The following is a 13,925-nucleotide window of genomic DNA, read 5'->3' on the forward strand; positions in this document are numbered from 1 at the left end:
TTAATAGGAAAGCAAAAAGCAGGGGATTTTAAGATTTATGTCGAAAATTGAAATAACGTAAAAGTATTTTGATTAATTTGATGATAGAGGTGTTTAAATGAACGATGTTGGTAAAGAGCTCAGTAATTCTTATTCAACAGGTGGTGGAGGGACACATTTTGAAAATCGTGTTCAGGCATCGTTTGTAGTTTTAATGTTGACTGGGGGATTTTCTCCTTGTTTGCCTACCTGGCCAATTGATGAAATAAAACTACAGGGTAAATACCAGAATATCGAAACAGATGATCTCATCATCTTCGTGAAACAACCTGGCCGTGATAGACAAGCAAAGTTATTGGGCCAAATCAAGCATACAATTAAAATAACCAAAGCTGACAAGGTTTTTGGAGAAGTTATTCATGCGGCTTGGAATGACTTTAATAACCAAAAGATTTTTAATGAGCATACAGATGCCATAGCTCTAATTACAGGACCGCTTAGTGCTACAGATACTGATCATGTTCGGACTTTACTCAGGCAGGCACAGAATTCTAAGGATGCTAATGATTTCAATAAGAGAATAACTCTTGGCAAGTTTACCAGTGCTGGACAAAGAAAAAAGCTTGAAGTATTTAAAACTCATTTGAAAAATGCTAATCAAAATGTTGATTTAACAGAGGATGAATTATGGCGATTCTTGAAATGCTTTCATTTGCTTCTCTATGATCTGGATATAAAAGGTGTAACCCTTTCTCTCCTTCACTCTTTAATTGGTCAGTATTCACAGGGTCGGGCAGAGGATTTGTTGGCATTAATAGAAAAAGAAGTAACATATAAAAGTGAAAATGCGGGCTACATAAATATTGATTCTATTCCAGAAAATATCCTTTCAGGGTTTTTTGAACCAATAAAAAGAACTATTCCTAATGACCTTGTTAAAATGCCATTAGAAACTAAGATACCAGATTGGAACAATCATGAATCGGCATCGAAATTAGCAATTGCAAACCTTCTTGGCTCTTGGAGCGAGAAGAATGAGAGTGATATCGATGTAATATCCCAACTTGGTAGGGAAGACTTTTCTGAGTGGATTTCCTATATAAGAGAAATTCTTCAACAACCGGAAAGTCCTGTGACATTGATAAATGGAATATGGAGTGTCAAGAAACGCGAAGAACTTTGGAGTGGAATTGGACCTCGAATCTTTGATGACATGTTAGAAGTATTCCAACGATGTGCAATAACTGTCCTAAAAGAGAATGATCCAATGTTCTCTTTACCTTCAGAAAAAAGATTTGCCGCTAGCGTTTATAAAAAAGAGTTAAAGTATTCAAAGTCATTACGAAAAGGGATAGCCGAAAGCTTAGTACTTCTATCTACTTTCCATAAGGATTTAATCAACTGTTCATCAGATAAACCTGAAACTGTTGCCATAGTAGTGGTTCGCGAAGTCTTTGAAAGTGCGGATTGGGAGTTGTGGGGGAGTTTAAATTATTTACTCCCGTTATTAGCAGAGGCTGCTCCTGAACAATTTTTAACTGCAGTGGACACCGCCTTACTGGAGAAACCTTGTCCGTTTGATGAGTTATTCTTACAGGAAGGCAACGGTATGACTGGAGGGAATTATCTTACAGGACTGCTCTGGGCACTAGAAACACTCGCATGGGATCAGCATTTTTTAGTTCGAGTAACAGTTATACTGGGTGAACTAACATCACGTGATCCTGGTGGCAACTGGGCCAATAGACCTTCTAATTCACTTGCGACTATATTTCTACCATGGTTTCCTCAAACTACCGCTTCGACTGATAAACGAAAGGTAGCTGTGCAAACGCTTTTAAGAGAAGTTCCAGTTGTGGGTTGGAAGCTCTTGATGAATCTACTACCTAACCAGCGACAGACTTCCTCGGGTTCTTATAAGCCAAAATGGCGAAAGAAGATTCCTGAAGACACGCCTAAGGGTACACAAGAGGAGTATTGGGAACAGGTTTCAATTTATTCTGATTTAGCAATTGAAATGGCAAGTAATGATCTTAGCAAGCTGACAGAACTCGTAGGTCATCTTGATCATCTTCCACCACATTCCTTCGAAAAAGTAGTGAGGAGATTGTCTTCTGTGGATATTTCAAGCAAAAATGAACCAGAACGGATTCATCTCTGGACTGAGTTAATAAAGTTCGCCTCAAAGCATAGGCGTTATGCTGAGGAGGATTGGGCACTTAAATCTGAACAGGTTTTAAAAATTGAAGAGACTGCTGCAATTCTTGCGCCAGTGAACCCTTTGTATCTTCATTCCCTTTTATTCAATAACAGTAATTTCGATCTTTATGAAGGAAATGGAAACTGGAAGGAACAAAGCGAAAAACTTGAACTACGCCGTCAATCGGCAATTAAAGATATTTTTGATTATGGTGGAATTAATGCAATCATTCAGTTTGCTAAAATGGTAGAATCCCCATCATTTGTTGGCCATTCTCTTGGTTTGATAGGTGAATCAACAATTGAATTAAAAATTCTTCCAACTTTATTAAATACAAATGATAACAATGTTTCTCAATTTACAAGTGCTTTTGTTAGAGGGAGACAACTTAGTTATGGGGCGGAATGGGTCGATTCAGTTAACATGACAACTTGGAGTCAAAATCAGATTGCTCAATTTCTTGCATGGCTTCCTTTTACTGCAGAGACATGGGAGCATGTGATTGAACAGCTCGGAGATTCTGAGGCAGAATATTGGAGTAGGACCAATGTGAATCCGTATCAAACTGATAGCGACCTTGGTATAGCCATAGATAAATTAATTAAATATGGCAGACCGAATGCGGCAATATCCTGTATATATAAGCTTTATTCTGAAAATCAACAATTAGAAAAAAGAAGTACCGTTACCGCTCTTATTGCCGCTATATCCTCTACAGAACCGTCTTACACAAATGACTCCTATCATTATGTTGAGCTGATAAAAGCCCTGCAAAATGATTCTGATACCAACCCGGACGACCTATTTAGAGTCGAGTGGGCTTATCTTCCACTTTTGGATAAATACAATGGAGCATCACCAAAGTATTTAGAAAACCGACTAGCTACTGATTCAAGCTTTTTCTCTGAAGTAATTAGCTTAGTTTATCGTTCTAAAACGGATGAAAAACCCGATTTTGAACCTACAGAGCATCAGCAAGCATTAGCTGAAAATGCATACCGATTGCTAGACGAGTGGAAAACACCGCCTTTTATAAAAAATGATGGAAGTTTTTCAGCTGATAATTTTCGGGATTGGCTTGAACTAACTAAAGTCAAATGTAAAGATTCTGGTCACCTTGAAGTAGCACTATCGCATATTGGAAGGGTTCTCTTTTATAGTCCAACTGACCCAAATGGGCTTTGGATTAATCAAACAGTAGCTGAGGCACTTAATTCTAGGGATTCAGAAAAGATGAGAAATGGATTTAGATTAAAGGTGTATAACTCTCGTGGGTTCCATTCTGTTGATCCAACCGGAAAACCAGAGAAAGAGTTGGCAGCCAATTACAGGAGCAAAGCTGAGGACATAGAGAATGCTGGATTCCATCGGTTTGCCGCGACTCTTAAGGGGATCGCAGACTCCTATAATCGTGAAGCTGAAAAAATCATTACAATGCAACAGGAAGAGAACAAATAGAAATTTTAAATAGTTCTTTAGTTTCTAGTTATTCCCGCTGGCAGTGTAAGGTCATTATGGGTTGAAAACAATATAAAGGCAAAAGCACGCTCTTCTGAGTGTGCTTTTATATTTTAATAATCGCAACCCATCTTACAACCCATATCTTTATGAATAGAAAAAGCACTACCTCCGAAGAGATGATGCTTTTAAGGAGAAACCTTTGTTCCTAAAGGTTTCCTGCGGGTTTGGCACCCAATGATCCCGACTGGCCTCGAACCAGCGACATCCACCCTGTCGAGGTAGATGTCTTAGTAAGTCCTGTATCTTACCATTGATTAGTAGCCAAAAGAAAAATTGAAAACACTCATAAATAGAAAGTAACTAAAAAAAATGCTTTTTGAGAGTAGCTTCACCACTTACACATTCCTGTACATACGCCGCCATTTATTTTCATTAGCCCCAATTTAGCCCCAATTAAATGTTCTAATATGCTTTATTTTGCGTTGTAGATTGATGTTGATAAAATTCAAGGTTATTGATACAACGGTATTTCGTGCGGTTTTATGTTGTAGTTTGCGTGTTGTTAGTAGTATAATTTTAAGTAGTTTAATTAGGAGTGGACAACGCATGAATCGAGAAGAACGTAATAAGCGCCAACAGAATATTAGGAATTTTTCAATTATTGCCCATATCGATCACGGTAAATCAACTTTAGCCGATCGTATATTAGAACAAACGAAAGCATTGACTTCAAGAGAAATGAAAGCACAACTTCTCGATTCAATGGATTTAGAACGTGAACGCGGAATTACTATTAAGTTAAATGCCGTTCAATTGATTTATAGAGCGAAAGATGGCGAAGATTATACGTTGCATTTAATTGATACACCTGGACATGTCGATTTTACGTATGAAGTATCTAGAAGTTTGGCCGCTTGTGAAGGGGCTATTCTAGTTGTTGATGCTGCCCAAGGTATCGAAGCACAAACACTAGCCAACGTTTATTTAGCTTTAGACAATGAGTTAGAAATTTTACCTGTCATTAATAAAATTGATTTACCTGCAGCTGACCCAGAACGTGTTCGTGCAGAAATTGAAGAAGTCATCGGTTTAGATGCTTCAGAAGCCGTACTAGCATCAGCTAAATCTGGGATTGGTATCGAAGATATCTTAGAACAGATTGTTGAAAAAGTACCTGCACCAACTGGTGATCCAGAAGCGCCTTTAAAAGCACTTATTTTTGATTCCCTTTATGATCCATACCGCGGAGTGGTTGCTTATATCCGTGTAATGGAAGGAACGGTTCGTCCTGGTGACAAAATCCTCATGATGGCTACCGGTAAGGAATTCGAAGTTATTGAAGCGGGTGTATTTACACCAAAAACGACTCTTCGTGATGAATTAACAGTCGGAGACGTAGGGTTCTTAACTGCGGCAATTAAGAATGTTGGGGATACACGTGTTGGGGATACAATCACAAGTGTGGCAAATCCTGCAACAGAATCTTTACCTGGATATCGACGATTAAATCCAATGGTTTACTGTGGTTTATACCCAATTGATACATCAAAATACAATGACTTGCGAGATGCACTTGAAAAGCTTGAATTAAATGATGCGGCTTTACAATTTGAGCCTGAATCTTCTCAAGCTCTTGGTTTTGGTTACCGATGTGGATTCTTAGGACTTCTTCATATGGAAATCATCCAGGAACGTTTGGAGCGCGAATTTAATATCGACTTAATAACGACAGCACCAAGTGTTATTTACGATGTTCATATGACTGACGGTCACATTAAAAAAGTGGACAACCCATCTATGATGCCTGACCCACAAAAAATTGATCGCATTGAAGAACCATATGTTAAATCTACAATTATGGTACCGAACGATTACGTTGGAGTCGTGATGGAACTTTGTCAAAAGAAACGCGGCAATTTCATGACGATGGATTACATTGATAAAACGCGAGTGAGTATCATTTATGAAATTCCGCTTTCAGAAGTAGTTTATGATTTCTTTGATCAATTGAAGTCAGGTACTAAAGGGTATGCTTCATTTGATTATGAGTTAATCGGATACAAACCTTCCAAACTTGTGAAGATGGATATCTTGTTAAACGCAGAACAAGTGGATGCTTTAAGCTTCATCGTGCATAATGACTTTGCTTATGAGCGCGGAAAAATTATTGTTGAGAAATTAAAGAAACTTATTCCAAGACAACAGTTTGAAGTGCCAATCCAAGCGGCCATTGGTCAAAAAATTGTTGCTCGTTCAACAATAAGTGCAATTCGTAAAAACGTTCTTGCTAAATGTTACGGTGGAGATATTTCACGTAAACGTAAACTTCTTGATAAGCAAAAAGAAGGTAAGAAACGAATGAAACAAGTAGGATCAGTTGAAGTTCCTCAAGAAGCATTTATGGCTGTCTTGAAAATGGACGAAGATTGAGAATTATATAGTTGAGGTAAGGGGGCTACTAGTTGGCCTCCTTTTTCTATAAGAAAGAAGGAATACAACCAATGATTAAAGGAGCATACATTCACATTCCTTTTTGTCATCAAATTTGTCATTACTGCGATTTCAATAAAGTGTTTTTTAAAAATCAACCCGTGGACGCGTATATTGAAACATTAGGGTTGGAAATGAAAATGTTTGTTGAAAAGTATCGTGATCACTTACATATTGAAACCATTTTTCTAGGTGGAGGTACACCTACTGCACTAAGTGCTCCACAATTACAACGTTTATTTGAGCTTATTAAGCAATATATTCCCCAATTCCATCTTCAAGAATTTACGAGTGAAGCGAATCCTGACGAATTAACTTATGAAAAATTAGTCGTGATGAAAAACAATGGAATAAATCGCTTAAGTTTAGGTGTTCAAAGTTTTGATGAAGACATATTAAATCGTTTAGGACGTACTCATTCCAATGAACATGTTTACAAAACGATTCAAATGGCAAAAGATGTAGGGTTTACGAATATTAGTATCGATTTAATGTACGGGTTACCAGGTCAAACGATGGATCAGTGGAAACATACATTAGATAGAGCTTTAGAACTTAATTTGCCCCATTACTCTGCCTATTCTTTAATAGTAGAGCCAAAAACGGTGTTTTATAATTTAATGACGAAAGGCAAATTGATTTTGCCTGGAGAAGATTTAGAGGCTGAGATGTATGAAGTATTAATGACGTCAATGGAATCTAAAGGCATTCACCAATATGAAATTAGTAATTTTGCGCAGCCAGGGTTCCATTCAAAGCACAATAACTTGTATTGGGACAATGTCTCATATGCGGGATTTGGTGCTGGTGCTCACGGCTATGCAAAAGGAAATCGCTATGCAAATATTGGTCCAATTAAAAAATATATGGACACAGTTACAGCTGGAGAATTCCCGATTAATTCAACTCACATAGTTACTGCAAAAGAAAGCATGGAGGAAGAAATGTTCCTTGGCTTAAGAAAAGTAGCTGGAGTTGACAAGCATCATTTTAAAGAAAAATTTGGTGAATCCATAGAAAATGTTTATGGACAAGTACTTTCTAAGTATATGCAGAATGGTTCTATGCACACTACTAATGATGCTGTTGCTTTAACAAAAAGAGGCAGATTTATTGGGAATGAAATTTTTCAATCTTTTTTAATTGATTAACTAATCGTATTCGTTGACTTTTGCCCATGGATTTGATAATTTATGTATAGTATTAGCACTCGCAAGTGATGAGTGCTAACAGAGGTGATAAATATGTTAACGAACCGACAATTGCTTATTCTACAAGTAACAGTAGATGATTTTATTCAAACTGCTCAGCCTGTGGGATCACGGCAACTTTCTAAAAAAGAGGAAGTTCCATTTAGTCCGGCTACCATTCGAAATGAAATGGCTGATTTAGAAGAAATGGGTTATTTGGAAAAAACGCATACGTCGTCAGGTCGAATTCCGTCTGAAAAAGGATACCGATTTTATGTTGACCATTTACTTACACCTCAACTTGCATCATCCGATGACATGCTTCAAATTCAATCAGTTTTCCAAGAACGTATTACAGAAACGGAGCAAGTTATTCAAAAAACGGCCAAAATTTTGTCCGATTTAACGAGTTACACTTCGATTTTGCTTGGACCAGATGTGCGTAAGCATCGAGTCAAACGATTTTCGATTGTGCCATTGTCGAATGATTCGGCAGTAGCCATCATCATTACAGACTCTGGTCATGTTGAAAATCGATTATTTCAATTGCCACACGGGTTAACGGCATCTGATATTGAGAAAATGGTTAACATTTTAAATGAACAGCTGACCGGCGTCCACTTACATGACCTTCAACGTGCACTTGAAAAAGAAACGGCCGCTTTATTAAAGCAGCATATTGGTCGATACGGCGAACTCATGTCTTCTTTTGGGGCAGCAATTACAAGTCCTCAAGAAGAAAAAGTATTCTATGGCGGCAAATCCAAACTGCTTCATCATCCTGAATTTAAAGACTTGCAAAAAGCGCGGGGTTTAATAACGATGATGGATCAAGCAAACCAAATTTCAACGTTGTTTTCACCGAATCAAGCGGGTATTCATATTCGCATTGGTTCTGAAAATACCCTTCTGGAAATGGAAGACTGTAGTGTTATTACAGCGTCCTATACAATTGGGGAAGAACAAATGGGTTCAATTGCTATAATCGGACCAACTAGAATGGATTATCGACGAGTAGTCACTTTATTAGATTTAATGAGTGGCGATTTGTCTCGTGAGTTAACACGGATTTTGCGTGGTTCACGATAAAGAAGGAGGAATAAATTTGTCGCAATCTGAAGAAAAAGAAACTGTTGTAAACAACGAAAACCAAGAAACTGCAACACTTAACGAAGAACAAGATAGCTCTTCCATTGAAGAAATCAATGTTGAAAAGGGCACAGAAGAACCAAGTGAACTTGAATTACTACAACAACAATTAGATGAAGAAACAAACCGTCATTTACGCTTGCGTGCTGATTATGAAAACTTTAAACGCAGAACGCATTTAGACCGTGAAGCGGCGGATAAATATAAAGCACAAAACTTGCTGTCAAATTTATTACCAGTACTCGACAATTTCGAGCGTGCTATGCAAGTTGAAACAGTGTCTGAAGAATCTCAATCTCTTCGTAAAGGTTTAGAAATGGTTTACAAAACACTTGTAGAAGCAACCGAAAGAGAAGGTTTGCAAGTGATTGAAGCAAACGATGTAGTGTTTGATCCAAATCTTCATCAAGCAGTCATGACGGAAACGGATGATACGAAAGAATCAGGTATGATTTTACAAGAGTTGCAAAAAGGGTACAAATACAAAGATCGTGTACTTCGACCATCAATGGTAAAAGTAAACGAATAACATAAACTTTCAATTATCTAGGAGGAAATTATAGAATGAGTAAAATTATCGGTATTGATTTAGGTACAACCAATTCATGTGTAGCAGTTCTTGAAGGTGGAGAACCAAAAGTAATTCCAAATCCAGAAGGTAATCGCACAACACCATCTGTTGTAGCGTTTAAAAATGGCGAACGTCAAGTAGGGGAAGTAGCTAAGCGTCAATCAATTACAAACCCAAACACGATTCAATCGGTTAAACGTCATATGGGTACAGACCATAAAGTAAAAGCTGAAGATAAAGAATACACACCACAAGAAGTTTCTGCTATGATTCTTCAATATTTAAAAGGGTATGCTGAAGATTACTTAGGTGAAAAAGTAACAAGAGCTGTTATCACTGTTCCTGCTTACTTCAACGATGCTGAACGTCAAGCAACAAAAGACGCTGGTCGTATTGCAGGTCTTGAAGTTGAACGTATCATCAACGAACCAACAGCTGCTGCTCTTGCATACGGTTTAGACAAAATGGATCAAGACCAAACAATCTTAGTTTATGACCTTGGTGGCGGTACGTTTGACGTATCGATTTTAGAACTTGGTGATGGTGTATTTGAAGTTAAATCAACTGCCGGCGATAACCGTCTTGGTGGAGATGACTTTGACCAATTACTAATGGATTATTTAGTAACTGAATTCAAAAAAGATAATGGTATTGATTTATCTAAAGATAAAATGGCAATGCAACGTTTGAAAGATGCTGCTGAAAAAGCGAAAAAAGACCTTTCAGGTGTAACTTCAACTCAAGTTTCACTACCATTTATCACTGCTGGTGAATCAGGTCCCCTTCACTTAGAGATTACTTTAAGCCGCACGAAATTTGATGAATTAACGTCTTCTTTAGTTGAACGTACTATGGTACCTACTCGCCAAGCATTAAAAGATGCAGATTTAACACCTGCACAAATCGACAAAGTTATTTTAGTTGGTGGATCTACCCGTATACCAGCTGTACAAGAAGCTATCAAAAAAGAAACTGGTAAAGACGCACATCGTGGTGTTAACCCTGATGAAGTAGTAGCAATGGGTGCAGCAGTACAAGGTGGCGTATTAACTGGGGATGTTAAAGACGTAGTTCTTCTTGACGTGACTCCACTTTCACTTGGTATTGAAACGATGGGTAACGTGTTTACAAAGTTAATCGAACGTAACACGACTATTCCAACGTCTAAATCTCAAACATTTTCAACAGCTGCAGATAATCAACCAGCTGTAGACATTCACGTTCTTCAAGGAGAACGTCCAATGTCAGCAGATAACAAAACATTAGGTCGCTTCCAATTAGCGGATATCCCACCAGCACAACGCGGTGTTCCTCAAATTGAAGTAACATTTGATATTGATAAAAATGGTATTGTAACAGTTAAGGCAAAAGATTTAGGAACACAAAAAGAACAAAATATCACGATTCAATCGAACACAGCTTTAACTGATGAAGAAATTGATCGTATGGTAAAAGAAGCAGAAGCTAACGCGGACGCAGACAAAGCTCGTAAAGAAGAAGCTGAATTGAAAAATGAAGCTGATCAAATGGTCTTCATGACTGAAAAAACATTAAAAGATCTTGAAGGCAAAGTTACTGAAGAAGAGCAAAAACAAGCTGAAGATGCTAAAGCTGAGTTATCAGCAGCACTTGAAGCAGGTAACTTAGAAGACATTCGTACGAAAAAAGACAAATTAAACGAAATCGTGCAAGCTTTGACGATGAAAATGTACGAACAAGCAGCAGCAGAAGCTCAGGGAGCTGAAGGTTCTGAAGGTTCAAAAACAGATGATGGCGTTGTAGATGCTGAATTTGAAGAAGTTAAAGACGACGAAAATAAAGAGAAGTAATTTGTACTAACTAAGACAACCGAAAAGTCAAAGCCTGGACTTCCAGCTTTGGCTTTTTCAATGTCTTTGGCATTGAAGATAACTGCGTGTTACAATATAACGTATCGTGTATTTAACGCTCGCAGTGAGAACACCATCAAAATCAAAAACAATAGCTAATTACCCGAATCGTTGCAACTAATCTAGTTGTCGACTTAATTGAAAGTTTGAGCAGGAGTGTGACGGATGAATAAAAGAGATTATTATGAGGTACTTGGACTAACGAAAAGTGCTTCCAAAGAAGAAATAAAAAAAGCGTATCGTAAATTGTCAAAACAATTCCATCCCGATATTAATAAAGAAGCGGATGCAGTTGATAAATTTAAAGAAATCGCAGAAGCATATGAAATCTTAAGCGATGATCAAAAGAAATCACAATATGATCAATTTGGTCATGCTAATCCGAATCAGGGATTTGGTGGCGGCGGAGCTGATGGTTTTGGATTTGATGATATCTTTAGTTCATTCTTTGGCGGTGGAGGGTCTCGCAGACGTGACCCGAATGCACCGCGTAAAGGTGAAGATCTTCAATATTCAATGACGATTGATTTCGAAGAAGCTGTATTTGGTAAAGAAACAGAGATCGAAATTCCAAGAGATGAAACATGTGAAACATGTAAAGGAAACGGTGCCAAACCTGGTACTACACCTGAAACATGTCATCACTGTCAAGGGACAGGACAACTAAACGTGACACAAGATACTCCGTTTGGCCGGATGGTTAATCGCCGAGCTTGTCATCATTGCCAAGGTTCAGGGAAAATCATTAAAGTAAAATGTGGTACTTGCCATGGGCAAGGTAAAGTCACAAAACGCAAAAAGATTAAGGTTACGATTCCAGCAGGTGTGGATGACGGGCAACAATTACGCGTTACAGGACAAGGGGAACCAGGTAAAAATGGCGGACCTTCCGGTGACTTATATGTTGTATTCCGCGTAAAACCACATGATCGCTTTGAACGTGATGGAGATGACATTTATTTCGAACTGAAATTAACTTTCCCGCAAGCGTCTTTAGGGGATGAAGTTGAAGTACCAACTGTTAATGGTAAAGTGAAGTTAAAAATTCCAGCGGGTACTCAATCTGGAACGACTTTCCGTTTAAAAGGAAAAGGCGTAAAAAATGTTCATGGATACGGCATGGGTGATCAACATGTAGTAGTAAAAGTCATGACACCATCTAAACTAACAGAAAAACAAAAACAACTACTGCGAGATTTTGCTGAAATAAGTGGCGATATTCCGGAAGAACAAGGTAGTTCATTATTTGATAAAATTAAACGCACAATCAAAGGTGATTAAGGAGTTGACGCAGGTGAAATGGTCAGAGCTATCTATTCATACGACACATGAAGCAGTAGAAGCAGTTTCGAATGTTTTGCACGAAGCAGGAGCAAGTGGTGTGGTTATTGAGGATTCAATGGAATTTGCACGCGAACGTCAAGATATGTTTGGTGAAATTTATGCATTAAATCCTAATGACTTCCCAGCTGAAGGAGTTATTCTTAAAGCTTATTTACCTGTTAGTAGTTTTTTAGGTGAAACCGTGGAAGAAGTGAAGCTCGCGATCAACAACCTTAGCAACTATGGTATCAACGTAGGTGAAAACGAAGTGATGATTAGTGAAGTAAATGAAGAAGAATGGGCGACTGCGTGGAAGAAATATTATCACCCAGTAAAAATTTCAGAACGTTTTACAATCGTTCCTACTTGGGAAACCTATGAACCAGTTTCAACCGATGAACTAATTATTGAACTTGATCCGGGAATGGCGTTTGGAACAGGGACTCATCCTACGACAGTAATGTGTTTACAAGCACTTGAAAAGACAGTCAAATCAGGCGACTATGTAACTGACGTTGGAACTGGATCAGGTGTTTTGGCTATTGGAGCTGCATTACTCGGCGCTAAACATGTGCATGCACTTGATTTAGACGAAGTAGCAGTGCGTTCAGCAAAAATTAATGTCAAATTAAATAAAGTCCAGCAGGTTGCTAATGTTGTTCATGGCAATTTGCTAGATACTGTTGAACAACAATCTGACGTCGTTGTAGCAAACATACTAGCTGAAATAATTATGTCATTTACAAACGATGCATTCCAAGTAGTAAAAGAAGGCGGAATGTATATCACCTCTGGTATCATTGGAGCGAAAAAAGAGGATGTTAAGCAATCCCTTGAAGCTGCTGGATTTGTCATTGTAGAAGTAATGATGATGGAAGACTGGGTTACCATACTTTCGAAAAAACCGGAAAAGGAATAAAATAACAATGCAAAGATATTTTATTCCTCAACCATTTATTGAAGGAATTTCAGTAATTTCAGGTGATGACGCCAAACACATTCAAAAAGTGATGCGCATGCAAATTGGCAACTCGATTATTGCTGTGACTGAAGGTCAAGCTTTTGAGGCAATTATTGAGGATTTTATTGGCCAAGATGTTCGCATAAAAAAATCATCTGATTTTTTACGTTCCAATGAATTGCCGAAAAAGGTAACAATTTGTTGTGGATTGCCTAAAGGTGAAAAACTAGACTTGATTACTCAAAAAGCAACAGAGCTTGGCATGCATGAATTGATCCTTTTTGAAGCGGAACGCTCCATTGTGAAATGGGATGCCCAAAAAGGGAGCAAAAAACAACAACGCTTGCAAAAAATTGCCAAAGAAGCTGCTGAGCAATCACATCGAAATGTTGTACCAACCATCCATAATATTTTATCTTTTAAAGAGTTACTTAAGCAGTCAACAAATTACGATGTTTTGTTTGTGGCTGATGAAGAAGATGCAAAACTAGAAAAAAGAACTCGGTTTGTAGAAACATTATCTAAAATAGATGATAAACAATCCATTCTTGTCATTTTCGGTCCAGAAGGCGGTCTATCACGAAAAGAAATAGATGCCTTAATAAATCATGGTTTTCATACTATTTCTCTAGGACCAAGAATACTGAGAGCGGAGACGGCACCACTCTATGTACTTTCTGCAATTTCTTATCAATTTGAATAACAGATTTAT

The 13,925-nt window shown here is 37.9% G+C and carries 9 protein-coding genes; all 9 read left to right on the forward strand.

The annotated features are described in order from the left end of the window. Positions 1–97: 97 nt before the first annotated feature. A complete protein-coding gene (locus tag C8K15_RS09630) occupies positions 98–3,637 on the forward strand; it encodes a hypothetical protein (protein ID WP_108586195.1) in 3,540 nt (1,179 codons plus the stop codon). 609 nt (positions 3,638–4,246) lie between these two features. Beyond that, on the forward strand, positions 4,247–6,070 hold the full coding sequence (gene lepA / locus C8K15_RS09635) for a translation elongation factor 4 (protein WP_108586196.1): 1,824 nt from the start codon (positions 4,247–4,249) through the stop codon (positions 6,068–6,070). Between the two features lie 71 nt (positions 6,071–6,141). Beyond that, the gene (hemW, locus tag C8K15_RS09640; RefSeq protein WP_108586326.1) at positions 6,142–7,281 is read left to right on the forward strand and encodes a radical SAM family heme chaperone HemW; all 1,140 of its coding nucleotides are present in this window, start codon (positions 6,142–6,144) and stop codon (positions 7,279–7,281) included. Between the two features lie 93 nt (positions 7,282–7,374). Further along, on the forward strand, positions 7,375–8,409 hold the full coding sequence (hrcA, locus tag C8K15_RS09645) for a heat-inducible transcriptional repressor HrcA (RefSeq protein ID WP_108586197.1): 1,035 nt from the start codon (positions 7,375–7,377) through the stop codon (positions 8,407–8,409). Between the two features lie 16 nt (positions 8,410–8,425). Beyond that, positions 8,426–8,998 carry a nucleotide exchange factor GrpE gene (grpE, locus tag C8K15_RS09650; RefSeq protein WP_108586198.1) on the forward strand — a complete coding sequence of 191 codons (573 nt, stop codon included), beginning with the start codon at positions 8,426–8,428 and terminating at the stop codon, positions 8,996–8,998. Positions 8,999–9,033: 35 nt separating this feature from the next. Beyond that, positions 9,034–10,869 (forward strand): molecular chaperone DnaK, encoded by a 1,836-nt coding sequence (dnaK, locus tag C8K15_RS09655; protein WP_108586199.1) that lies wholly within the window; start codon positions 9,034–9,036, stop codon positions 10,867–10,869. 225 nt (positions 10,870–11,094) lie between these two features. Beyond that, entirely contained in the window at positions 11,095–12,210 is a 1,116-nt protein-coding gene (gene dnaJ / locus C8K15_RS09660; RefSeq protein WP_108586200.1) for a molecular chaperone DnaJ, read from the forward strand. A 13-nt stretch (positions 12,211–12,223) separates the two neighbouring features. Beyond that, the gene (gene prmA / locus C8K15_RS09665; RefSeq protein ID WP_108586201.1) at positions 12,224–13,171 is read left to right on the forward strand and encodes a 50S ribosomal protein L11 methyltransferase; all 948 of its coding nucleotides are present in this window, start codon (positions 12,224–12,226) and stop codon (positions 13,169–13,171) included. A gap of 7 nt (positions 13,172–13,178) precedes the next feature. Further along, the gene (locus C8K15_RS09670; RefSeq protein WP_108586202.1) at positions 13,179–13,916 is read left to right on the forward strand and encodes a 16S rRNA (uracil(1498)-N(3))-methyltransferase; all 738 of its coding nucleotides are present in this window, start codon (positions 13,179–13,181) and stop codon (positions 13,914–13,916) included. Positions 13,917–13,925 lie beyond the last annotated feature (9 nt).

Origin of the sequence: Paenisporosarcina sp. OV554 (genome assembly GCF_003058165.1) — a bacterium.
GTDB lineage: Bacteria > Bacillota > Bacilli > Bacillales_A > Planococcaceae > Paenisporosarcina.

Excerpts from the sequence above, each read along its gene's own strand:
- C8K15_RS09630 (WP_108586195.1), top strand. The coding sequence starts at position 98 with ATGAACGATGTTGGTAAAGAGCTCAGTAATTCTTATTCAACAGGTGGT.
- lepA (WP_108586196.1), top strand. The coding sequence starts at position 4,247 with ATGAATCGAGAAGAACGTAATAAGCGCCAACAGAATATTAGGAATTTT.
- hemW (WP_108586326.1), top strand. The coding sequence starts at position 6,142 with ATGATTAAAGGAGCATACATTCACATTCCTTTTTGTCATCAAATTTGT.
- hrcA (WP_108586197.1), top strand. The coding sequence starts at position 7,375 with ATGTTAACGAACCGACAATTGCTTATTCTACAAGTAACAGTAGATGAT.
- dnaK (WP_108586199.1), top strand. The coding sequence starts at position 9,034 with ATGAGTAAAATTATCGGTATTGATTTAGGTACAACCAATTCATGTGTA.
- dnaJ (WP_108586200.1), top strand. The coding sequence starts at position 11,095 with ATGAATAAAAGAGATTATTATGAGGTACTTGGACTAACGAAAAGTGCT.
- C8K15_RS09670 (WP_108586202.1), top strand. The coding sequence starts at position 13,179 with ATGCAAAGATATTTTATTCCTCAACCATTTATTGAAGGAATTTCAGTA.